Here is a 21,218-nt window from a genome sequence, read left to right on the forward strand (position 1 = left end):
CAGATTCTGATTTTAATCAGAATCTGGTTTTTTTGTTTCTTCTTCTAGAGGGAAATCAAGAATTACTTGGCTATTTGCAAGTGGTCGTTTTTTACCAACAAGAATCATTAATTGTAACATCGTAAAAGCAATCGAGCTTCTTTTTCTAAAGGCAACAAATTTTTGTTCCCATTCTGTAACATACTTAGATTTGAAATTACGTAATCCTTTGAATCCGTAAAAGCCTTGACTATAACGGTATACAAGTCCAGCCAATCGTTCACCTAGAAAAGCATATTTACTTTCTCCAACGTTCGCAAGTGGCGCCATGCCAGCATTAAATGTTTGGAATCCATCTTCTTTGGCCTGTTCAAATAAGTTGATGAAAAGAAAATCCATAATGCCTGATGGTGCTTCTTTAGAATACCGCATTAAATCAATCGAAGTCATTTCGTCCGTATAAGACGGCATCATGGTAGCGAAGCCAACGACAGTACCTTCGCCATTTTTCGCGATAGCAATCGGAGCTTGTTCGAGATAGTACGTATCAAAGAATCCTAATGAAAAGCCTTTTTCTTCTCTACCATCTAGCCACTCATCTGAAATCGCTCGTAAAATTGTCCACATTTCGTGATTAAATGGTGGCTCTATTATTTCAAAAGTATAGCCTTCTCGTTCTAATTTATTCATTAGCGCGCGTTCGCCTTTTTTCTTTTTACCACTCATTGTAAAGTTCTGGACATCAACAAAGCCTTCTTCTCCGAGCTTGATAAAGTCAAAACCGTGGTCATGCAAATACGGAATCATCGTACCGCGGACTTCATAGAAAACTGGTCGATAACCGAATCTATCCGCATTCATCATAACTTCTTCAATTGCTTCTTCCATTTTATCCATATTACCAGTTGGTTCACCCATGATAACCATTTTGTCCGCAATGATTCGGTAAGAGAAAAGCACTTCGCCTTCTACTGCCCAAAATAGTAGTTTATCACGCAAGAACATCGTATGACTGACTTCATTTCCGCCCCATTTTGCCAAATGTTCGCGTACTTTGACTGCTTCAAATGGAGAGCCGAGTTTTTCTTTTGTTGTCGATAAATAAATGTAAATAATGACTAAACTCACAACGGCGATAAATACGCCAACAAAGCCGACTAACCATAAATGCTCTGAGGCAATGCGTAAATAATCAGGAATTTCTTTAGAATGTTTGATATTGGGTGAATTGTAAATTCCGATAACAATATAACCTGCCAAACAGACAATGAAAATAATGCTATCCATAATTACTTTACTCCAAGTATAAACTAGTTTTTCTCGGTAAAATTCGTTTCGAGCTAGGAATAAACATAACAATACTATTCCTAAAAAGATGGCTTGCTTCAACGAAAATACGCGAGCAAGTGTATTGAAAATCGCACAACCTAGTACAATAAATGTAATAATATAGGCTTTCTTTGTTTTACATTCAATACCTCTCGCAAGCCCCAGTAATAAAAAGCCAAATGCAACAATGGTAATTTGGGAAGTAAATAAGAAATTAAATGGCATAATTTTGTACAAAAATGGCACATGATAAATGGCGTTTGGTACGGCAGATGATAAAATCAACAATAATCCAGAGCCGTAAACAAATATAACCAAGAAGCGATGAGCCACTTTTTGTAAGAATAGTAGCGGTAATCCTTCTAAAAAGTCATTTACTTTCTTCCCTGCTTTTTGGACGAAGAAAAGTAGGCCGACTACGAATGGAATGATATAGTAGAAAATACGGTAAAACAGCATCCAAGCGAGTGCTAATTCTTGAGAAACACCTAATTGGCTAAGCCCAAGAATCATCACGACGTCAAATGTCCCTACTCCACCTGGGACCATCGAAGCAATCCCAATCACTGAAGCAATAACAAATAATGGAAACACTTTGAAAATGTCGACTGGTTCTCCCATCAATGTGCCGATAATCGCGAAACATCCAAACGCGAAGCCCCACTCTAAAAGAGAAGCTATAATGAGTGTTAATTCTCTTTTGATAGGTAAATCGACAAAAAGGGATTTACTTTTCCATTTCGTAATAGTGAATAAAATTGGGAAGTACAGTCCACCTGCTAGAAGCCACGGCCAGTAATTAACAAAATGATCTGCAAATCCAGGAATCAGTAAAGTAGCTAATGATACTAAACAGTAAATCGATAAACCAGATACTAAAAATAAAGCAATTTTAGAAATGGCTAGTAGAATTTCCTTATGAGATGCATTTTTTCCGTAAAAGCTTGCTCTTAAGCTGGCACCTAAAACGCCGCCAAATCCACCAATGTTTGTAAAGGTATTCGTGATCCAACCAGAAGCAATCACATGACTTGGGGAAAACTTTCCGGGTAACAACTTAACGATGACATAATCATACAAAAGCATTGGAGTGACAGCAATTAAGCCGACGATAAACATAATAAATATTTGTTCCGGACTTTGAGAAGTTAAATTTTCTTTTAGAGACGGATAGTCAATTCCCGTCGCAATATTAATAATTTCAAAAATAACAAATGCCATCACAAAAGTGATAAAAACGATTTTTACGATGGTACTATTTTTTTGAAACCACGAGTAGGCTTGCATTAGTTTTTCTTTCATAATAGAGTCTCCTTAACGATTTTCATTCATCTTCTTTTATTTATTCGTTTTCTAACAGATGGTACAGCATAAGCAAGTAGAATGCCTATTATTCCACTTAATGTATTTAAAATGATGTCGTCTATATCTGTAGAACGATTGGGTGGTAGCGAAATGCTTTCAAATCCTGTAATCATCGTTGTTTGCGCAAATTGAAGCAGTTCGATGCCACAAGATGTTAAGAATATGACTAATAAAGTTTTACCAGCTGTGTTTGTTATCTTGAAGTAAAGTAAAAAGAAAGACAGTGGACATAACAATAAAACATTCCCGAAAATTTGAATAATGGTAGGCATCGTTGGTAATGTTTGCTGAAATGTATTTTCTATTGTTGTAAAAGGGATTAAGTTAATCATTTCTTTTTGAATATGAAAATTACCGGTATAGGTACTGTTGACGAAATCTCCAACAGCTATGTAGGCAACAAGATGTAATAAAATAATTATATATAGAATAAAAACGCAAAACCAGATAAAGTCTATCCAATTCTTTAGTCTCGCCATGTTGGTTAGTAGGATGATTGCTAAAAAAAGTAAACAACTGTTCGCAATAGTATTAATTAAATCCGCATTATTCCCAAATTGTAGTGCAAGCGAGATTCCATACAAGAGGTATAATGCTGGCAATAACAACACAAAAAAACGGCATTTTTGGACTTGCATTCTCGTATTCCAACGCCTTCCGTTTCAAAATCAGCTCTCAGACTCTCTGAATAAGCTCCTAGTAACAGTTTAGCAGATATAAAAATGAAAAGAAAGCTTGTTTGTGCTTACATTTTTGCAAGCTTCTGTAAGGCTTTTGGGTTCTTATTTTCTTTTTGATAAAAAAAGTGCTACAATTTCTTAATGATATTCGTGGAGGAGACTAGGATGAAAGAATTATTAGGGCTATTAAAAGAAGGTAATAAATCCGCCTTAACAGCGGCTCTTGTTAACACCATTGTTTCTATTATTAAAGGTATTACTTATTTTTTTACCGGAAATATCGCCATGTTCGCGGAAACGTTACATAGTTTGGGAGATGCGGCAAACCAGTTTTTTGTTTTTATAGGTTCTGCTTTAAGTAAAAAACGACCGACAAAACGCTTTCCGCATGGTTTTGGGCGAATGGTTAACTTAGTGTTACTTGGTGCTGTTATTGTTGTTGGGATAATGGCCTTTGAGACGATTCGTGAAGGATTCGCGCATATTATCCATCCAACAAGTTCCACTGGTTTCCTTATAAACCTTACTGTGCTCTTACTTTGTACTGTGCTAGAATTTTCTGTTTTAGTCAAGGCAATGCATGAGATTGCGCATGATGTTGGTTTAGAATCTAAAGGGCTTCAGTTATTTAAAGATAGTATTCTCAATTTAGGTAAAGCAAAAGCAGCGACTAAACTGGTGTTTTTGGAAGATTCCGTTGCAACTGGTGGTGGACTTCTTGCGATGATTGCGGTTATTATTTCTCACTTTACCCCTTTCCATCAAGCAGAAGGTATTGCATCTATGTTAATTGGTGTAATGATGTTTATCGTCGTTGGTAAAGTCTTTTTGGACAATGCGGCTGGAGTTATTGGCGAATCAGATCAAAGTATGCATTTAACTGTCGGTCAGCTCGTAATGAGTGATCCTGATGTGCGCGATATTCAAGTGTTAACCGTTCTTAAAGAAGGCGATGTTTTCCATGTCGATGTTGAAGTGGAATTAGATCCAATGCTCACTCTCGCTGAAGTGGATGATATTAAAGACCGTTTGGAAGAAAATATCGGAAAACTGCGCGGTGTTGCAGATGTACTCATTTCTTTTGATGAAGATGATGCTATCCGCAACTGGGAATATGGAGACGGGCGTTAAAAAGAGAAAAAGCCAAGTGCGCGAACTGCGACACTTGGCTTTTTTTAGTCTCCAGGATTAATAATTGCTAGGACTTGATGATCTTCCCAACTTCCATTTATGCGGACATTTTGAACTGCGAGCCCTTCTAAATGAAATCCCGCTTTTAAAAGGACTTGTTTGGAGCGTTCGTTTTTCGGCATCACTCCTGCCTCAATTCGATGCAGACCAAGAATGTCAAAACCAAAATCTACTATCAACTCCACTGCCTCAGTCGCATAACCATTTCCATTATGTTCCTTATCCAAAAAATAACCAATGAACGCTGATTGTAGAGATTCACGCAAAATACTAAATAAATTAATCGTACCAATAAGCTCATCCGTGTCATGAAGGAAAATCCCATAATAGTACTCCACATCACTCGCAGCAAAATCTTCCAAACGTGAAATAAGCGATTGCTGTTCTTCTATCGTATAAAAACGATCATCCCGCTCCATAGAATAACCTTCAAAAAAAGCTTTATTCGCTAAATGAAAAGCTAGTTTTTGATGGGCGTCTGTTATCTGAAAAGGTCTTAAGTAAATCCGTTTCCCCGTAATTCGCATCCTTATCCCTCCCGCATTTTTCTAAATTATAAAATTGTTCTGATATGATTGCAAGTATCATCGCTAAGCTTAATTTTTTCATATACCCATTTTATTAAAAAATAAACTTTCCATTACGAATATAAGTGTGTTATTATGTTGATGTTGGTGATTTTTATATTATTTTTCTAAAAAATGGAGGTTTTTTAATGAATATTAATGCGGAAACAGAAGACGCAACTCTCCTTCTCGACGGTTTACTTCAAAACGTAGCAATCATCCGTTTTGATACTAATAAAAAAGTAACTTATGCTAATGCTCTTTTCGCCGAGGCAATGGGATACTCAGAAGAAGAAATGTTGACTTTATCCCATCCGGACTTATGCTTTCCTGATTTTGTCCAAAGTGCCAGTTATAAAGCAATGTGGACAAATTTGCTTGCTGGGCAAAGATTTCAAAATAAAATTGAACGAAAAAATGCACGCGGTGAACGTGTTTGGTTTGAAGCAACATATATTCCGATTATTCGTGAAGATTTAGTCGTTGGTGTTGCAAAAATCGCCACAGATATTACACGAAGAGAAGAAACGGTCCATGACTTTGCATCTGGTTTAAAAAGCATGGCAACCAATTTAAAAGAACATTCCAACGTTGGGAAAACGCGCAGTGAAGCTCTCCTCGAACTCGTGAAATCAATCACGAAAGAATCGAATGAAAATACAGATACGCTGCATGATTTGCAAACAGAGGCGCAAAATATTCATGGCATTATTAATACCATTAACGGCATTGCTTCCCAAACAAATTTACTTGCCTTAAATGCTGCCATTGAAGCCGCCCGTGCTGGTGATGCCGGACGCGGATTTAGCGTTGTAGCTGAAGAGGTTCGAAAGCTTTCAAGTCGTGTAGAAGAAGCAATTAAAGAAGTAGAAAAAAGCGTCAATGGTATCACACAAGAAATTAATACGATTTCCAGTGGCACAGAACGTGTCGAAGCAAAAGTGGAGGAAAGTCAAGAAGTCCTTATTTTGTCTTTAGAAGATTTTAGCCAAATTGAATCTGCCTCTACTGCCTTGGATCAAAATGCCGGTGCTTTCACAAAAATGATTTAACCGACTGAAAAAAGGAGCGAAGAAATCTTGAAACTTATTGGAAAACATCCTTCTGGCCGCGCCATTATTATCCGTTTGAACAACCAAGAATACCATTATGAAACCGCAAATAGTTTTGGAAGCGCCACTTCATTAACGCGAGCAAAAACAGAAGCTAGAGCCGATAGTTTTACATCTAGTGAAATGAACCAAGGTTTACATATTGGTAATTGGCACTGGAAAGAACTTGGATGAACGAAAATCCCGTCTATAAAAATAGACGGGATTTTTTATTTACGCATTCAATGCTTGTTCTAATTGGTCTTTAAAGGTAGTTGTCACATCAAACACAGTAACAAATTGGAAATCGCTCACGTTGTATTGGACGACAAATTTCTCCTCACGATAGCGAACCATAATGGATGAACGAACTTTATCACCAATTGCATCTCCTGCTTGTGTTTCGTTATAGAAAACCCAATGTGTTGCTTCGATTGGATTTGCAGTTTTTTCTGCAAGATCTCGTTGAATGAGTTGTTTTATTTCATCACTTAATTCAGGCGCGAATTCATTATCAATATAGCCGTACCAAATAGTCCGGTAGTACTTTGCTTCAAATTCATTTGTTTCATCAAATAGTTTTTTCATGATTGTTTCCTCCTATTAGGTGTTATTTCTATTCGTGATACCTTTTTAAGCGTTCTTCTAATGTTCCAGCGTGCAGTTCAAAGAGATGATTATCAAAGTCATAAAAATAAATCGAGCGTCCCTCACCTGGTACTCTAGAACGTTCTGGTTTTATTTCCACACCAAGAGATTTAATCCGCTCAATATATTCATCCACTTCCTCTGCTTGAATTTGGAACGCAATATGGTTGTAAGTTCGCTCTTGTAAAGAATCTCCTTCCATAATGCAAATCCACAGACCAGCAATTAGAAAAAACTTTTCTTTGGAAAGCGAAAAAGTCTGATTGCCACTAGAATAGATTTCTTCTGCATCAAAAATTTCTCTTAAGAATGTGCTTGTTTTATTCAAATCTTTTACAATTAAAGTGATATGGCTTAAACCTGAAATCATGTACAACCAGTCCTTTATTTATCTTTTAACTGCAAAAGTACTACGGTCTCTACATGTGCTGTTTGCGGGAACATATCGACTGGTTGCATATAGCGAATGCGGTATTTTTTCGCGAGTAAAGCCAAGTCACGTGCTAATGTGGACGGATTACAGGATACGTAAACAAGTTGTTTTGCCTCTACTTCGAGTAATGATTTAATAAGGCCTTGGTCACAGCCACTTCTTGGTGGGTCAACGATGACTGCATCTGGGCGGAAACCTTCTTTCACCCATTTCGGTAAAACATCTTCTGCTTTTCCTACCTCATAATAAACGTTTTCGATGCCATTTTTCTCCGCGTTTCGTTTGGCGTCTTCAATAGATTCTGGAATAATATCCATGCCGCGAACTTCTTTTACTTTTCCGGCAAAGGCTTGGCCGATTGTTCCAACACCGCAATAAGCATCTACTAATGTTTCACTGCCAGTTAGTACGAGTGCTTTTTCGACTTCTTGATAGAGCCGCTCTGTTTGGAACGGGTTTAATTGGAAAAAGGCACGAGCAGATAAATCGAATTCGAGTTCCATTAATTTTTCTTCGATGCTTTCTTTTCCTGCTAAAAGGAACGTTTCGTCGCCAAAAATAAGTGAAGATTTTGCTTGGTTGACGTTTTGCATAATCGAAGTGACTTCTGGGAGAGCAGCTTCGATTTCTGCTAGCATTTCGCGTTTTTTAGGTAACTTTTTACTATTCGTAATGAAGACGAGCTGTGTTTCGCCGGTTTTCACGCCAGTACGCACGACGATTGTCCGCACGATACCACTACCAGCTTTTTCATCATAAATTGGCACAGCGTATTTTTCTAGTAAGTCGCGAACAAAATTCGTTACTTTAATGGTAACGGGTTGTTGGACAATACAATCTTCAATCGGAACAAGTTGGTGTGAATTGGCTCCGAAAAGTCCTGTTTCAACTTGGCCACTGCCTACCATTCTTGTTTGGAATTGGCTTTTATTACGGTAGCGCCACGGGTCTTCCATTCCAAGTGTTGGGCGGATTTTTAATTTCGCTGGATCGATTTTTGTATGTTTTTCGATTGATTGAATAACAATATCTCGTTTTAATTCAAGTTGGGCGCTATAGGCCACATGTTGCAACTGGCAACCACCACACGCCTCGTATACTGGGCAAGGTGCGGTAACTCGGTTGGGAGATTTTTTACGAATTTTATTTAATTTTGCTTCGGTGAAACGATCGCGAACTTTGACCGCTTCGACAACTACTTCTTCACCGGTAATTGCGCCAGGAACAAATACAACTGCTTTTTTAAAGTAGCCGATTCCTTCCCCGTTGATTCCCATGCGTCGAATAGTTAGCGGGAATTTTTGTCCTTCTTCTACTGGATTTTGATTCATTATTTTCCTCCATCATTCCAAGTCTTCATTAATACTAACAAAAAAACAGCCACTTGTCAGTAGTTTATGGCATGATTTCAAGACTTTCATCGACAAGGATGCTTTTTTCGACAGAACGAACCATCGAACAGTATTTCGGTGTTAGTTTTAAAGCTTTTTCAAGTGCTTTTGGATTCAAGTCCGCACCAGTTATTTTAAAATGAAGATGTATCGCGCTTATACGATTTTCGTCCTCTGGGATGCGTTCCATTGTAGCATCTACCCACAAGTCAGTGAAGTCTACTCGTTTTTTCTTTAAAATGTTACGAAAAACAATGGCGCTACAACTGGCAATAGACATCAACATCAAATCTGCTGGTGAATAATCAGTTAGTTTGTCATCGATTAAAAAACTTCCTGTGTCAAACCCATTTTCGGTATAAACTAGCTTTAATGGTTTTGTCATGGTTATCCCTCATTTCTTCTCTTTTATCGTACAAAAAATCTCCTTATTAAGCAAATTAGTAGTATAATGAACAGATAGTCGACCAAAAAAGGAGGCTACTCATGTTATGGAAGGAGTAGGAAATAAAGTGATTGTTTTAGCAGGAATGATTGGCGCTGGGAAAAGTAGTTATACAGAGCTAATTGCAAATAAACTTGGAACAAAGGCATTTTATGAAAGCATTAAGGATAACCGCATCCTTGAAATGTTTTATGATGACCCAAAAAGATGGGCTTTTGCCTTACAAATATATTTTTTAAATACCCGCTTTCGTAGTATTAAAGCTGCGTTAACGGATCAAAATAATGTGCTTGATCGTAGCATTTACGAGGACGCGCTTTTTACGCAAATTAATTTTGAAGAAGGCAATATTTCAGAACCTGAGATGGATACATACCTTGATTTACTCGACAATATGATGGAAGAACTTGCTTATATGCCGAAAAAAGCACCTGATTTGTTGATTTATTTGCGCGGAAGTTTGGACACTGTATTGAGCCGAATTGCTCTTCGTGGTCGTCCTTATGAGCAAACCTTTGATAATCCAGGTTTACTTGACTATTATAAGCACCTGCATAGTCGTTATGACAGCTGGTTTGAGTCTTATGATAAGAGTGAAACCCTTGTTATTAATATTGACGAAATAGATATTAAACAACCAAATGATGCCGATTATGTCATGCAACTCATTCATGAAAAATTAAAACGCTAAAACAGACATTTTGCTGTTTTAGCGTTTTTTTAATTGATTTCGCCTAATTCTTTTTTCTTTTTCCGAATTGCAAGCGTAGCATTAAGCTCTCCGCCAATCATCAAAATGATGCCGGTCAAATAAAACCATAACATTAAAATAATTATTACACCGATACTGCCATATGTTGCCGAATAGTTGCCGAAATTATTCACGTAATACGCAAAACCTAGCGAGGCAACAGTCCAACCGATTGTTGAAAAAAGCGCTCCAGGTAGAACACTAATCAACGTACTGCGCCGGTTTGGTGCCACCCAATATAAAAAGGTAAAGACGACGAAAATAACAATGAGCGTAACCGTCCAACGAAGATTATTCCAAAAGCTAAGAAAGTCCTCGGAGAAATTCAAATGATTAATTAAAAACATCCCTATTTGTTGTCCAAATACAAGTAATAGCAAGGTTGCCCCCACTGTTGCAAGCATTGCGAGTGTGAAAAACATGGAGAGTAATCGTTGCACGACATAATTCCGTTTATTCGTTACTCCGTATGCTTTATTGAGCGATTTCATGACCGCATTCATGCCATTAGATGCTGACCATAAAGTCGCGATAATCCCGATAGAAAGTAATCCGCCATTTTTCTGCGTTAGTAAGTTATTTAAATTTTCTTCTAAAAAGTCCATAATCTGGTCTGGCGCAAATTCTTTAATCATATTAAAAACGGAATCTTTATCAATATGAAGATAGGCAAGTAAGGTTGCCGCGATTAAGAGCATTGGGAAAATGGAAAATAGCATATAATAAGCTAACTGTGCTGCATTTCCTGAAACATCATTTCGACCTACTCTTGCACTAACTGCTTGGCCGATTTGAACAATCCCGTTTTTCTTTGTATATTTAACTACTTTTTTCCACACTGATAAGGCCCCCTGTTCTAGTCATTCGTCTGGAAGTTTTTCTTCTACTATGGTAAAATTTTGTCTATTAGCTTGAAAGGAGCAAAAAGATGAATCTTGAAACCCCTTCACAGGAAAACTTGCATTTTATGTTAACCGAAATTACAACGAAACTAAAAATGGTGAATGTTGGTGTTTTTGAAAATCTGGAGCTTGACTCTGTTGATTATAACGCACTTATCGATATTTATCAGCTAATTAAACGTAAATCCAATTTTAGTCCGCGTGAGATGCAATTATTTGCAGAAGAATTACGCCGGATTCGCAAATAAAACAAATTCCAGCCACTTTTTAGTGGTTTTTTGTTTGGAAATAATTGGTGCCAAAATCCACTAAATCACGCATATCATAAATTTTCGTCGGCGCTCCGATAATCGTCGTTGGGTGAAAGTCACGTTCTTTCTCATAAGCGCGACCTAACGCTATAAACACTTCACTATTATAATCAATTTCCTGATACTTCTCCCAAATGATTTCGCCGTTTTTAAGAAAAGCTGCCTGGTTTTCGATGAGCGGAAACACATTGGAGCGTTCTTCCGCTAAATGAAGCGATGTATTGTTATTGTTATCTAGCCCAAACAAGATAATTTTCGCACCAAGTTGATACATTTTCCCTAGCGGCGATTCATCCCCCATGCTTTTCGCAAGTGGCTGGTTGGCAAGAATTTGTTTTTTATCTTTTCCCCAAGCACAAAAAGAATGGTATGGATGAAAACTGCGCTCAACATCTGGCATGGTACGAAATGTTTCGGCAATGACACCCATTCCACGAGTTGGTGTTACAAGCGGGTCAAATGGCGGTGTTTCTCTGCGAATTATTTTCCACCAACTTTCAGGAACTGGCGGATTTTCCCACTTAGCAGGATCACTTAATTGACCTGTTTGAGCTGGCATGACTATATTGCCCGATTCACCAACCAGTTCTTGCAATGCTAAAATAACGGTAACTGGGCCGCCGCAAATCCAGTGCGCTTTTGACATAGAGGAATGAAAAATAATCGTATCCCCTTTTTTAATACCCGATTCTTGTAAGTCTGACACGATTTTTTGTTTTGTTGCTGGTTTTTTTGTGCGCCAAATAGCCATTTTTTCTCCCATTGTCTCTCACCGCCTCTAAAAATAAAGCCAGATGCCTAGAAAAAAACGGCAAACTAAAAGCAGCTGTGTGAAACTTGTGCTTTTACTTGCATTCTGTTCTAAATGCATCTGGCTAAATAGTTTAATTAATCGTTTTCGCCTTGATACGTTAAAATTTCTGGACCATCTTTTGTAATTGCAAAGGTATGTTCATATTGTGCAGACAAAGAGCCATCAACGGTTCTAGCAGTCCAGCCATTATCGTCCATTTTGGCTTTCCAAGCACCCATATTGACCATTGGTTCCACTGTAATAACCATGCCTTCTTTTAAGCGAGGTCCTTTGCCAGCTGTACCATAATGTGGGATATCTGGTTTTTCATGCAAAGTTGGTCCAACGCCATGACCGATAAACTCACGTACAACAGCAAGATTTTCTGATTCTACGTATGTTTGAATAGCATGACCAATATCGCCAACTCTCGCGCCTACTTGTGCTTGTTCAATACCTAAGTAAAGTGCTTTATGCGTTACATCCATTAAATGTTTCACATCATCAGGCACTTCTCCTACTGCATAAGTCCAAGCAGAATCAGCAAGTGCGCCGTGATAATTCACGACCATATCTACTGTAATAATATCGCCTTGGTTAAGCTTTTGTTTGCGCGGGAACCCGTGACAAATTTCGTCATTAATACTTGCACAAATAGCGTATTCATAACCTTCAAAGCCTTTTTGCTCTGGAGTTGCGCCATTTTTACGTAAAAATTCTTCTGTAAATACTTCTAAATCCCAGCTAGTAATCCCTGGTTTAATAATTTTTTTAAGTTCTTTATGCGTATCGGCAAGGATTTTCCCTGCTGCTTTCATCTCATCAATTTCGCGTCTTGATTTGAGTGTAATCATCTTTTCATTCCCTCCTAAAATTTCCACTATTTACTATTATAGCTCGAAACCCCTTAGAAATAAAGTAATCTGGAAAAAAGGTTGCAGTTTTTCTGAAGACATTTATAATAGAATGTATCAGTTAAAAAATGGTGGACTGGTTTGTGCCGTTTTAAACAATAAAAAATTCAGAAAATGGTGATGCAAAATGACAAAAGTGATGATCGTTTATGCCAGCATGACTGGTAATACACAAGAAATTGCCGACATTTTAGGTGAAGAATTAGAAAAATACGATATCGAAGTAGAAATTGAAGAATGTATTTCAGTTGATCCTGAAGATTTACTAGAATATGATGGTGCTCTAATCGGTGGCTATACATATGATGATGGTCAGCTTCCTGATGAGTTCGTTGATTTTTATGAAGATATGGCGGACGTTGATTTTAGCGGCAAAGTTTGCGCTTCTTTCGGTTCTGGCGATACTTTTTATGATGAATACTGTTTAACAGTTGATTTAATTGAAACTCGCTTAAAAGAGCAAGGCGCTACTGTTCCTGTTGCGGGGCTAAAAGTAGACCTTGATCCTGATGAAGAAGATGTTGTTCGCGCGGAAAGTTACGCAAAAACATTTGTTGATGTATTAAAAGGATAATTCGAAAGCAAGTCCTCTTTTTCGGACTTGCTTTTTTATTTATTTAAAAATAGCGAAAACAGTAGCGTAGTGGTTGCTTTACCTCATTAATTGAGATACAATTCTCGTATTGAATAAAAAGATTGGAGTGATTAATTATGACAGTATTTAGTGAAAAATTAGAAAAGTATGCAGAATTGATTGTAAAAGTTGGGGTAAATGTCCAACCTGAACAGAAAGTGGTAATTATGGCTCCAGTTGATGCGGCTCCCCTTGTTCGTCTTATTTCCAAATATGCTTTTGAAGTAGGCGCAGAGGATGTCATTATGGATTGGCGCGATGAAGAATTAGGCGCATTACGTTACAAAAATGCTCCACTACGCGTTTTTGAAAGTGCTCCGGTTCACCGTGTTGCAGAAAAAACAGAACTTGCCAAAGAAGGCGCTTGTTTTATCTCTATCACTTCCGAAGATCCAGATTTACTAAATGGCGTGGATAGCAACAAAATTGCGACATTCCAGAAAACAATGGGTGGAGCAATGAGCGAGTTTCGCGAGTTAATGCAAGCAAATGTCGTAAGCTGGACAGTTGTTGCAGCAGCTTCACAAGGATGGGCTGCAAAAGTATTCCCAGATCTAACGCCAGCAGAACAAATGGAAACACTTTGGGAAGCTATTTTTGAAACAACTCGTATTAACACCGAAAACCCAGTAGAAACTTGGAAAAATCACGATCAAACACTAGCTGCTAAAGCAGAAAGTTTAAATGAAAAACAATTTACTTCTTTACATTATACGGCTCCTGGAACTGACCTTACAATCGGTCTTCCAAAAAACCATCTTTGGGTTGGCGCTGGCAGTAAGAATAAAAAAGGACATGAATTTATGGCCAATATGCCAACAGAAGAAGTATTCTGTTGTGCGGATAAACTAAAAGTGGAAGGTTATGTTTCTAGTACAAAACCACTTAGTTATGCAGGAAATATTATCGATGACTTCAAAATCACTTTCGAAAAAGGTCGTATTGTAAGTGTAGAAGCAGCATCCGGCGAAGAAATTTTGAAAGATTTAATCGCGACAGATGAAGGCTCTCACTATTTAGGCGAAGTGGCGCTAGTTCCAGACCCTTCCCCTATTTCTCAATCCGGCATTTTATTCTACAATACACTATTTGACGAAAATGCTTCTAACCACTTAGCAATTGGTAGTGCGTATGCATTTAATGTTAAAGGTGGCGAAGAAATGTCTCGTGAAGAATTAGAAGCAGCTGGTGTGAACAATAGTTTAACACACGTTGATTTCATGATTGGTTCTTCTGAAATGGACATTGATGGTGTAACCGAATCTGGTGAAGTTGTTCCTGTTTTCCGTAAAGGCGACTGGGCGTTCTAATCCTTTTTTAAAACTTATGCCTTTTGCGTAAAACCCTTGTAGCTTTTGGCTTTCAAGGGTTTTCGTTTGTTTATTTTTTACAAAAGAGAGCGAGGTGCATTGGATGAAATTTAGTACATGGGACATCAATTTAAAAGTAAGGCTTTTTGGGGAAGCACTACTCGATATTTCTTTTTGGATGGTCTTCCCCTTTCTAACGATTTACTTTTCGGAAAGTATTGGGCGCGAGCTGACGAGTCTTTTGCTGATTATTTCGCAAGTGTTGGCGGTTTTCACAGCTTTGCTTGGCGGTTATTTTGCGGATAACTTTGGTCGTAAACGGATGATGAGTATTTCTGTCATTGGAGAAGGTTTTGGTTTTCTTGTTTTTGCAATAGGTGCACTTCATGTTGTGGATTCTCCTTACTTGAGTTTTGCTGGTTTCGCGATTGCGAGTGTTTTTATGGCGTTTTATCAGCCAGCAAGTCAAGCGATGATTGCGGATGTGGTTCCACCTGAACATCGGACGCATATTTATTCCGTGTTCTATATGATGATTAATATTGCGGTCGTTATTGGCCCCATTCTTGGTTCGGTCTTATTCTATAATTTCACGACAGAAACGCTACTTGCCATTGTTTGCGCGGATTTATTATTACTCTTTTTACTGCAAAAATTCGGTCATGAAACAGCCCCTCTTTTGGTTAATCCTGATTTACAAAAAGAGGTTGTTCGTAAAAGTATCGGTGCTGTTTTAATGGAGCAACTGAAAAACTATAAAATTATTTTTAAAGACAAGATCTTCTTTCTTTATATTGTTGCAGGGATTATTATTTCTCAGTCATTTATGCAACTGGATTTACTTTTCCCGCTCTATATTAAAGAAGTTATCGGTGCATCTAACTTGTTCGCGTTTCATTTTACAGGTGAGCAATTGTTCGGGGTTATTGTTTCTATTAACGGCTTCTTTGTTGCAGCGCTTACGGTCGTTGTCACTCGTTGGATGAGCCATTTTAGAGAAAAATTCGTCTTTATGAATTCTTCTTTTCTCTATGGGATAGCGATTTTCTTATTTGGTATCTCGACAGGCCCATGGGGAGCAATTTGTGCCATTATTCTCTTTAGCTTTGCGGAACTGATGACTGTTGGCTTACAACAAACCTTTGTTTCACAATTAGCTCCAGAAGATAAACGGGCGATGTACTTCTCTGCTGCTGGACTTCGTTATACGCTGGGTAAAGTCATTGCTCCACTTGCGATTACAATTTCGACTTTAATTGGCTATACTGGCACATTTACTATTATTGGTATTTTAGCGCTCATTAGCGGACTAATTTATTACTATATGTACGCAGAATTTGAAAAACAGCGTCAAATTTCCTAATAAAAAACGACTATCTGCTCTGGATAGTCGTTTTTATTTGATTACTTTTTTTACGAAATTTTTACGAAATACCGAAAATACCTACCATATCAACATTTTAAATTACCTTTTCATTTCATCCATGTTTAAATAATGCTTATAAGGTGAAAAAAGACTATACTGTTAGTTGTACACCTAGAATTTACTCGCTATTTTTAATAGAAAGTTAGGTGTGAGAATGTTTGGAACAACAACTATTGGAATTGATTTAGGTACTGCGAATATTTTAGTTTACAGTAAAGAAAAAGGCATTATACTGAATGAACCTTCTGTGGTCGCGCTAAATACGAATGATGGAACGGTACTTGCGATTGGCCAGGAAGCAAAAGAGATGATTGGTAAAACGCCGACTTCGATTTCTGCTGTAAGACCAATGAAAGACGGTGTTATCGCTGACTTTGATTTAACGAGTGGGCTTTTGCGCGAGATTATGCGCCGGATTTCAGTTAGCGGTGTGAGAAAGCCCAATGTGGTCGTTTGCACACCCACTGGCGCAACATCAGTCGAGCGCCGCGCTATTTCTGACGCGGTAAGATCAACTGGCGCTCGTTCAGTCGTTTTAATCGAAGAGCCTGTTGCAGCTGCAATTGGCGCTGATTTACCTGTAGCCGAGCCTGTCGCTAATGTAATTGTGGATATTGGTGGCGGTACAAGTGAGATTGCAATTATTTCATATGGTGGCGTGGTTTCAAGCACTTCAATTCGCACAGGTGGCGATCATATGGATGAAGAGATTATTCAATATATCCGCAAAAATTACAATCTTTTAATTGGCCAATCGACGGCAGAACGAATTAAAATGGAGCTTGGTTATGCACCGATTGAACACGTAGCACAAACAGCAGATATTCGTGGTCGCGATTTACTTACTGGCTTACCAAAAACAATCCAAGTAAGTTCTACGGAAATCCAAAGCGCTTTAGCGGAAACACTACAACGTATATTAGAAGCTATTCGGAATACGCTTGAACTTTGCCCACCAGAATTAAGTGGAGATATTGTCGATCGTGGTATTATTTTAAGTGGTGGTGGCTCCCTACTTCAAGGTTTTCGCGACTGGCTTGTACAAGAAATAGATGTCCCTGTACATATGGCTCCAAGTCCTTTGGAATCCGTTGCAATTGGCACAGGTAGATCCCTCGTTTTTGCAGATAAATTAGCCAAGAATTAATGGCGATAAGCATCTGATGGCATGGTAACCCTTGCAATCAGATGCTTCTTTATCTTGCTGAAAACCCTTATTTCTGGTAAACTTATTTCTGGTGTCTGGCTTTTGGGAGTCAGATAAATTAGATAATAGGCCCATATAGTTAAACGGATATAACAAGCCCCTCCTAAGGGCTAGTTCGTGGTTCGATTCCGCGTATGGGCGCTCAAAAAAAGCCGAAAGCACTTGATAAATCAAGGTTTCCGGCTTTTTTCGTTTTTATTTCAACTCTTTATTCATGCATAAAATGTTACATCATTTTTCTTTGCTGAAAATTTCAACGTATATTCCGCATCATCTGAAAATGGTCTGGAAGCAATTTTCACTTTAGTGTAATCACAACTATTATTTCTTAGAGCTGATTTAATCACTTTGATATCTATTTCTTCATCAAAACCACACAAAATATATTTAAAGCAAATTGCTTGTTGGGATTCGCGATTTGTCCTATGTCAAAACCATCCACACCCCCTAAGCCTTTCCAACCTAAATCGTCATTTAAAACGTCTTTTACTCGATTTTTCAGCCAAATATCACGTTTTGTTCCTGTTAAACTTTTGAGTGGATATTGAATTAATATCCAAAAATTTTCATTTGGGGGATTTTCGCTATAGTCTTGCGGAACAAATCGCTTAATAAACGCCTCATGGAACGCAGCTTTGCTCTCGTATTTTCCAGATAGTTGGGGGGTTCTTCTTTCTCTCCTACCTTGCCAATTTTACCGTAATGCACGATTGCCTTATCATTATTAATCCAGTACTCAGCATACAAGATTTGATTTTATTCTTTTTTGTATAGCTTTAACAATGTTTTCCCCTCATGATGTATATAATTGGAGTCTGCATTAGAGCGTTTTATTTATTATAACAAATTTTCCATAGCTCGCAATTATTTTCTGACCGTATACAAAATCCAATTCCCTTTCTCCTTCTCCACTACCTCCCTAAAGCCAATTTCTTTTAAGAGCGCTGTTAGTGAGGCGGTTGTTTTATATTCGTCCATATGATAATCAATTTTATCTTTTTCGGATGACAGTATTAAAACACCATCTTGTGACATGACACGATAAATTTCTTCAAAGCCTTTTTGGGGATTATCCCAGTACATATGTGTTTGAATGGCATAAACTAAATCGAAAAAACCCGTTTGATAATTCATCAAAGCGACATCTTGTATAGATAGCTTCACTTTGCCATTATTGATTGCTTTTTTGTTCAAATTGGTGGCTGTTTTATAAGATTCTTCAGAAATATCCGCTCCGTAAATAGTCCAATTTTTATTTAATTCAGCTAAGTTTTTAATATTGGAACCCCCACCATAACCAATATCTAATACATGAGTAACATCATTCATTTCTGTATTACTAATTGTCCACTTACTCAAATCTTCAAAATAGGATGACCATATTTTCGTAGTAATTTCACCAATAATTCCATGCGGATTTGCTGCTTGTTCGCTTAAATAGCTAATTAATGGTTTGTATAAAATAAAACTCATCCCAATGACACCTCCCAAAATAATTAGCGTTATTTTCTTTCTTTTGGTTTTTTTCATCATAATTAAAGTCCTTTCGCGACTCTCTAGTTTTGAAATAGTGTTTATAATATTTCAAAACCATTGTATAATAACCTTCACGTACAAGTCAACAACTTTTGAAATTTATTGATTTATATTTCAAATCAAAAATTTTTATGTTATATTAGTATTAAGGACAAGATTAGCTTAGGGAAGTGTTTAAGACATGAATAATTATGAAAAAAGAACACGAAAAAAGAAGACTGCAATTATCCAGGCAGCACTTTCTTTATTTGGGAAAAAAGGATTTTCCGATGTAAGTATTAAAGATATTGCCACCCTCGCAGATGTTTCGCAAGTATCTATTTATAATTATTTCGGAAGTAAAGAAGCGCTTGTTTCTGAATGTGCTAGCATTATTATGCAAGATACTATTACTTTAGCGGAAGAAATTTTAGCATCAGAAGGAACATTTACGCAAAAATTAGAGCGGGCTATTCAGCTGTGTAATGCAGAAATAAATCTTTCTTTAAGTAAATTTATTTCAGAAAAAGCTAGTAAAGACGCGCAATTTATCGCACTGTTAGTGAATAATATTAACGCACTTAAAAATGACATTTATATGAAATATATTGCTATTGGCAAGCAAGAAAAAATTATTGATAGCCGTCTTTCTGATCGATCGATTCAACTTTTTATTGAAGCAATTAATGGTTTAGGTTTCACAGTTCCAGAGGAAGAACTTGAGGAGAAACAGCCTGAGATAGTGCAGTTGTTTTTGTATGGGTTGATTGGGAAATATAATGAATAAATTAAGCAATGTATTCATTTTTGACACAATAAAACGTCTGCAATCCATTTTTTAATGTGATTGCAGACGTTTTTTATAACTTGTAATTTTTATTATTTCTTCTTCTCAACCAATCTAAAATGTTGCCATGGTAGAATCGTATCTAGTAAATAGCGCTCTTCTGGAACGATTCGAGCAACGATATTGGTGTTGCCGGAGTTTTCCATTTCTTGAAGTGCTACTTGCATTTCGCCTTTATAGCGCTCATAACCGTCGTTATCGATAGTCACGTCGCCTTTTGCAATAGTATTTGTGTCGTGTGCAGGGAAATCGAATTGTTTGAAATTAACACGCGTCATTGTTGAACGTAGCACGTACTCGGAAGCATCGCCACGATTGAAATGTTTTTGTGTTAAAACGATTTCTTTTTCCACGTCTGTTGCGCCGTCTAAAAACTCTACTGCTAATTGTAATTCATTACGGTTTAATTCGCTTAAAGCGCGTAATTCGTCTTCAGAAGCGAACATATTCCCGACAATGACGTCATCAATCAGGCCAGTGTTCCAAAGATCTTTTGCTTGAACAGTAATGTCTACTCCGCGATGTTCTTCCATTGTTGGAAGCCCGCCGTCCACAACAAACCAAGGGCCAAATTCGCCGCTGTTAGAAGATACGAACGCCGCTGTACGTAAGTTTAAATCTTTGAATTGTTTACTTGTACGTAAGAAATGTTCTCTGGAAAGACCAGTGTATTTTCTTGGGTAGAAGTTATGACAACCAATGATATTTCCTACGTTGGCTTGGTAAGATAGGATATTTTCAACGTAGCGAGTACCATTACTAATGTTTAACTCGATTTTTAAGTCCGTATCGTCGAATGACATTGCTGCCTCTTCGGAACCGGAGAAGCCTAAATCAAGACGAAGGCCTGCTAAACCAAGCTCTTTGAAACGATCTAATTCTTTATAAGTGATATTTAACGATTCAAATACAGTAGGATCAACATCAGCAATAACGTCAAATCCTAATTCTTTTGCGCGTTTGCAAATAGTTTCTAATTTAGCAAATTCCGCTTCATCATTAGCAGAAATCAAGCAAGTGAAGATACGGCTAAAACCATATTTTGCAGCTGTTTCAATATATTCTAATGATTCTTCTAGTGCTACATGTTGTGGAAATACGGATATTCCTAATTTTCTCATTTAAATCATCCCTTCAAAAACTTATTTAGAGCGGTATAAATCAATAATTTCTTTAGCTAAATCTTTAAAAGTAATAGCGTTCATTAAGTGATCTTGCGCGTGAACTAGTAGTAAAGATACTTCTGCCTTTTCGCCGCGTGCTTCCCCTTGAATTAATGAAGTTTGTGAATGGTGTGCTTCAAGTAGTGCCGCTTCTGCACTTTTGATTTGCTCATCTGCCGCGTCAAAATCCCCTTTTTTTGCCGCTTCGATTGCTAGCATTGCGTCGCTTTTAGCGTTTCCCCCGTGTACGATTAATTGCATAATTGTTTGTTCTAATTCCATTGTTTACACATCCTTTTTCATTTATCGAACGTATGTCTAATTGCT

General features: G+C 37.5%; 23 protein-coding genes, 1 tRNA gene and 1 pseudogene. 11 read left to right on the plus strand and 14 right to left on the minus strand.

What is annotated here, in order from left to right; translation table 11 throughout:
- Positions 1 to 12: 12 nt before the first annotated feature.
- Both mprF and HRK21_RS00315 read right to left on the minus strand, forming a co-directional pair.
- Entirely contained in the window at positions 13 to 2,610 is a 2,598-nt protein-coding gene (gene mprF / locus HRK21_RS00310; protein WP_070006028.1) for a bifunctional lysylphosphatidylglycerol flippase/synthetase MprF, read from the minus strand.
- A gap of 26 nt (positions 2,611 to 2,636) precedes the next feature.
- Positions 2,637 to 3,311: a VanZ family protein gene (locus tag HRK21_RS00315; RefSeq protein WP_003739141.1), complete on the minus strand. Its 675-nt coding sequence runs from the start codon at positions 3,309 to 3,311 to the stop codon at positions 2,637 to 2,639.
- A gap of 207 nt (positions 3,312 to 3,518) precedes the next feature.
- Between HRK21_RS00315 and HRK21_RS00320 the strand changes: the two genes are divergently transcribed.
- Positions 3,519 to 4,484, plus strand: a complete 966-nt coding sequence (locus HRK21_RS00320; RefSeq protein ID WP_003739142.1) for a cation diffusion facilitator family transporter — start codon at positions 3,519 to 3,521, stop codon at positions 4,482 to 4,484.
- A 44-nt stretch (positions 4,485 to 4,528) separates the two neighbouring features.
- Here the strand turns inward: HRK21_RS00320 and HRK21_RS00325 are convergent, their stop codons facing one another.
- Positions 4,529 to 5,071 (minus strand): GNAT family N-acetyltransferase, encoded by a 543-nt coding sequence (locus tag HRK21_RS00325; RefSeq protein ID WP_070006029.1) that lies wholly within the window; start codon positions 5,069 to 5,071, stop codon positions 4,529 to 4,531.
- A 188-nt stretch (positions 5,072 to 5,259) separates the two neighbouring features.
- Here HRK21_RS00325 and HRK21_RS00330 point away from each other — a divergent pair, with 188 nt between their 5' ends.
- The gene (locus HRK21_RS00330) at positions 5,260 to 6,162 is read left to right on the plus strand and encodes a methyl-accepting chemotaxis protein (RefSeq protein ID WP_069887733.1); all 903 of its coding nucleotides are present in this window, start codon (positions 5,260 to 5,262) and stop codon (positions 6,160 to 6,162) included.
- A gap of 27 nt (positions 6,163 to 6,189) precedes the next feature.
- Positions 6,190 to 6,396 (plus strand): hypothetical protein, encoded by a 207-nt coding sequence (locus HRK21_RS00335; RefSeq protein WP_003724102.1) that lies wholly within the window; start codon positions 6,190 to 6,192, stop codon positions 6,394 to 6,396.
- 39 nt (positions 6,397 to 6,435) lie between these two features.
- Here the strand turns inward: HRK21_RS00335 and HRK21_RS00340 are convergent, their stop codons facing one another.
- From HRK21_RS00340 to HRK21_RS00355, 4 genes are all read right to left on the minus strand, one after another.
- Positions 6,436 to 6,789 (minus strand): hypothetical protein, encoded by a 354-nt coding sequence (locus HRK21_RS00340; RefSeq protein ID WP_070006030.1) that lies wholly within the window; start codon positions 6,787 to 6,789, stop codon positions 6,436 to 6,438.
- A 28-nt stretch (positions 6,790 to 6,817) separates the two neighbouring features.
- Positions 6,818 to 7,219 (minus strand): fosfomycin resistance hydrolase FosX, encoded by a 402-nt coding sequence (gene fosX, locus HRK21_RS00345; RefSeq protein ID WP_003739146.1) that lies wholly within the window; start codon positions 7,217 to 7,219, stop codon positions 6,818 to 6,820.
- Positions 7,220 to 7,233: 14 nt separating this feature from the next.
- On the minus strand, positions 7,234 to 8,613 hold the full coding sequence (gene rlmD, locus HRK21_RS00350; RefSeq protein WP_069887732.1) for a 23S rRNA (uracil(1939)-C(5))-methyltransferase RlmD: 1,380 nt from the start codon (positions 8,611 to 8,613) through the stop codon (positions 7,234 to 7,236).
- Positions 8,614 to 8,677: 64 nt separating this feature from the next.
- Positions 8,678 to 9,058, minus strand: coding sequence for an OsmC family protein (locus HRK21_RS00355; protein ID WP_070006031.1), 381 nt, complete (start codon positions 9,056 to 9,058; stop codon positions 8,678 to 8,680).
- Between the two features lie 106 nt (positions 9,059 to 9,164).
- On the opposite strand from HRK21_RS00355, the gene HRK21_RS00360 reads away from it, so the two are divergent.
- A complete protein-coding gene (locus tag HRK21_RS00360) occupies positions 9,165 to 9,809 on the plus strand; it encodes a deoxynucleoside kinase (protein WP_070006032.1) in 645 nt (214 codons plus the stop codon).
- Between the two features lie 29 nt (positions 9,810 to 9,838).
- Here the strand turns inward: HRK21_RS00360 and HRK21_RS00365 are convergent, their stop codons facing one another.
- Positions 9,839 to 10,708, minus strand: a complete 870-nt coding sequence (locus tag HRK21_RS00365) for a YihY/virulence factor BrkB family protein (protein WP_069887730.1) — start codon at positions 10,706 to 10,708, stop codon at positions 9,839 to 9,841.
- Between the two features lie 89 nt (positions 10,709 to 10,797).
- On the opposite strand from HRK21_RS00365, the gene HRK21_RS00370 reads away from it, so the two are divergent.
- Positions 10,798 to 11,019 carry a DUF1128 domain-containing protein gene (locus tag HRK21_RS00370; RefSeq protein WP_003739149.1) on the plus strand — a complete coding sequence of 74 codons (222 nt, stop codon included), beginning with the start codon at positions 10,798 to 10,800 and terminating at the stop codon, positions 11,017 to 11,019.
- A gap of 19 nt (positions 11,020 to 11,038) precedes the next feature.
- On the opposite strand, the gene HRK21_RS00375 is transcribed toward HRK21_RS00370, so the two are convergent.
- Positions 11,039 to 11,845, minus strand: coding sequence for an AAC(3) family N-acetyltransferase (locus tag HRK21_RS00375; RefSeq protein WP_070006033.1), 807 nt, complete (start codon positions 11,843 to 11,845; stop codon positions 11,039 to 11,041).
- Between the two features lie 125 nt (positions 11,846 to 11,970).
- A complete protein-coding gene (gene map, locus HRK21_RS00380; protein ID WP_003724059.1) occupies positions 11,971 to 12,729 on the minus strand; it encodes a type I methionyl aminopeptidase in 759 nt (252 codons plus the stop codon).
- 187 nt (positions 12,730 to 12,916) lie between these two features.
- On the opposite strand from map, the gene HRK21_RS00385 reads away from it, so the two are divergent.
- The 5 genes from HRK21_RS00385 (at position 12,917) to HRK21_RS00405 (ending at position 17,507) form a co-directional block, all read left to right on the plus strand.
- Positions 12,917 to 13,363: a flavodoxin gene (locus HRK21_RS00385; protein WP_003728253.1), complete on the plus strand. Its 447-nt coding sequence runs from the start codon at positions 12,917 to 12,919 to the stop codon at positions 13,361 to 13,363.
- Positions 13,364 to 13,500: 137 nt separating this feature from the next.
- Entirely contained in the window at positions 13,501 to 14,733 is a 1,233-nt protein-coding gene (locus HRK21_RS00390; RefSeq protein ID WP_070006034.1) for an aminopeptidase, read from the plus strand.
- 103 nt (positions 14,734 to 14,836) lie between these two features.
- Entirely contained in the window at positions 14,837 to 16,096 is a 1,260-nt protein-coding gene (locus tag HRK21_RS00395) for an MDR family MFS transporter (RefSeq protein WP_070006035.1), read from the plus strand.
- A gap of 217 nt (positions 16,097 to 16,313) precedes the next feature.
- Positions 16,314 to 17,306: a rod-share determining protein MreBH gene (gene mreBH / locus HRK21_RS00400; protein ID WP_069887727.1), complete on the plus strand. Its 993-nt coding sequence runs from the start codon at positions 16,314 to 16,316 to the stop codon at positions 17,304 to 17,306.
- 129 nt (positions 17,307 to 17,435) lie between these two features.
- A tRNA-Arg gene (locus HRK21_RS00405) sits at positions 17,436 to 17,507 on the plus strand.
- Positions 17,508 to 17,578: 71 nt separating this feature from the next.
- On the opposite strand, the pseudogene HRK21_RS00410 reads toward HRK21_RS00405, so the two are convergent.
- Positions 17,579 to 18,116, minus strand: a pseudogene (locus tag HRK21_RS00410) (hypothetical protein).
- Positions 18,117 to 18,230: 114 nt separating this feature from the next.
- Positions 18,231 to 18,899: a class I SAM-dependent methyltransferase gene (locus HRK21_RS00415; protein WP_077952721.1), complete on the minus strand. Its 669-nt coding sequence runs from the start codon at positions 18,897 to 18,899 to the stop codon at positions 18,231 to 18,233.
- Between the two features lie 184 nt (positions 18,900 to 19,083).
- Here HRK21_RS00415 and HRK21_RS00420 point away from each other — a divergent pair, with 184 nt between their 5' ends.
- Entirely contained in the window at positions 19,084 to 19,668 is a 585-nt protein-coding gene (locus HRK21_RS00420; RefSeq protein ID WP_070006036.1) for a TetR/AcrR family transcriptional regulator, read from the plus strand.
- 92 nt (positions 19,669 to 19,760) lie between these two features.
- Here the strand turns inward: HRK21_RS00420 and HRK21_RS00425 are convergent, their stop codons facing one another.
- Together HRK21_RS00425 and HRK21_RS00430 are read right to left on the minus strand one after the other, a co-directional pair.
- Positions 19,761 to 20,849 carry a DUF871 domain-containing protein gene (locus tag HRK21_RS00425; RefSeq protein ID WP_003729776.1) on the minus strand — a complete coding sequence of 363 codons (1,089 nt, stop codon included), beginning with the start codon at positions 20,847 to 20,849 and terminating at the stop codon, positions 19,761 to 19,763.
- Between the two features lie 21 nt (positions 20,850 to 20,870).
- Positions 20,871 to 21,173, minus strand: a complete 303-nt coding sequence (locus tag HRK21_RS00430; protein ID WP_003728245.1) for a PTS sugar transporter subunit IIA — start codon at positions 21,171 to 21,173, stop codon at positions 20,871 to 20,873.
- Between the last annotated feature and the right edge of the window lie 45 nt (positions 21,174 to 21,218).

The sequence above is a fragment of the Listeria monocytogenes genome (assembly GCF_013282665.1).
GTDB lineage: Bacteria > Bacillota > Bacilli > Lactobacillales > Listeriaceae > Listeria > Listeria monocytogenes_C.

What these genes read in the sequence shown, in the direction of transcription:
- rlmD (WP_069887732.1), bottom strand. Translation starts at nt 8,613, where the DNA reads ATGAATCAAAATCCAGTAGAAGAAGGACAAAAATTCCCGCTAACTATT.
- HRK21_RS00315 (WP_003739141.1), bottom strand. Translation starts at nt 3,311, where the DNA reads ATGCAAGTCCAAAAATGCCGTTTTTTTGTGTTGTTATTGCCAGCATTA.
- HRK21_RS00330 (WP_069887733.1), top strand. Translation starts at nt 5,260, where the DNA reads ATGAATATTAATGCGGAAACAGAAGACGCAACTCTCCTTCTCGACGGT.
- HRK21_RS00340 (WP_070006030.1), bottom strand. Translation starts at nt 6,789, where the DNA reads ATGAAAAAACTATTTGATGAAACAAATGAATTTGAAGCAAAGTACTAC.
- HRK21_RS00370 (WP_003739149.1), top strand. Translation starts at nt 10,798, where the DNA reads ATGAATCTTGAAACCCCTTCACAGGAAAACTTGCATTTTATGTTAACC.
- HRK21_RS00355 (WP_070006031.1), bottom strand. Translation starts at nt 9,058, where the DNA reads ATGACAAAACCATTAAAGCTAGTTTATACCGAAAATGGGTTTGACACA.
- HRK21_RS00395 (WP_070006035.1), top strand. Translation starts at nt 14,837, where the DNA reads ATGAAATTTAGTACATGGGACATCAATTTAAAAGTAAGGCTTTTTGGG.
- HRK21_RS00425 (WP_003729776.1), bottom strand. Translation starts at nt 20,849, where the DNA reads ATGAGAAAATTAGGAATATCCGTATTTCCACAACATGTAGCACTAGAA.
- HRK21_RS00320 (WP_003739142.1), top strand. Translation starts at nt 3,519, where the DNA reads ATGAAAGAATTATTAGGGCTATTAAAAGAAGGTAATAAATCCGCCTTA.
- HRK21_RS00325 (WP_070006029.1), bottom strand. Translation starts at nt 5,071, where the DNA reads ATGCGAATTACGGGGAAACGGATTTACTTAAGACCTTTTCAGATAACA.
- HRK21_RS00385 (WP_003728253.1), top strand. Translation starts at nt 12,917, where the DNA reads ATGACAAAAGTGATGATCGTTTATGCCAGCATGACTGGTAATACACAA.
- mprF (WP_070006028.1), bottom strand. Translation starts at nt 2,610, where the DNA reads ATGAAAGAAAAACTAATGCAAGCCTACTCGTGGTTTCAAAAAAATAGT.
- fosX (WP_003739146.1), bottom strand. Translation starts at nt 7,219, where the DNA reads ATGATTTCAGGTTTAAGCCATATCACTTTAATTGTAAAAGATTTGAAT.
- HRK21_RS00430 (WP_003728245.1), bottom strand. Translation starts at nt 21,173, where the DNA reads ATGGAATTAGAACAAACAATTATGCAATTAATCGTACACGGGGGAAAC.
- HRK21_RS00375 (WP_070006033.1), bottom strand. Translation starts at nt 11,845, where the DNA reads ATGGGAGAAAAAATGGCTATTTGGCGCACAAAAAAACCAGCAACAAAA.
- HRK21_RS00390 (WP_070006034.1), top strand. Translation starts at nt 13,501, where the DNA reads ATGACAGTATTTAGTGAAAAATTAGAAAAGTATGCAGAATTGATTGTA.
- HRK21_RS00420 (WP_070006036.1), top strand. Translation starts at nt 19,084, where the DNA reads ATGAATAATTATGAAAAAAGAACACGAAAAAAGAAGACTGCAATTATC.
- HRK21_RS00415 (WP_077952721.1), bottom strand. Translation starts at nt 18,899, where the DNA reads ATGATGAAAAAAACCAAAAGAAAGAAAATAACGCTAATTATTTTGGGA.
- map (WP_003724059.1), bottom strand. Translation starts at nt 12,729, where the DNA reads ATGATTACACTCAAATCAAGACGCGAAATTGATGAGATGAAAGCAGCA.
- HRK21_RS00360 (WP_070006032.1), top strand. Translation starts at nt 9,165, where the DNA reads ATGGAAGGAGTAGGAAATAAAGTGATTGTTTTAGCAGGAATGATTGGC.
- mreBH (WP_069887727.1), top strand. Translation starts at nt 16,314, where the DNA reads ATGTTTGGAACAACAACTATTGGAATTGATTTAGGTACTGCGAATATT.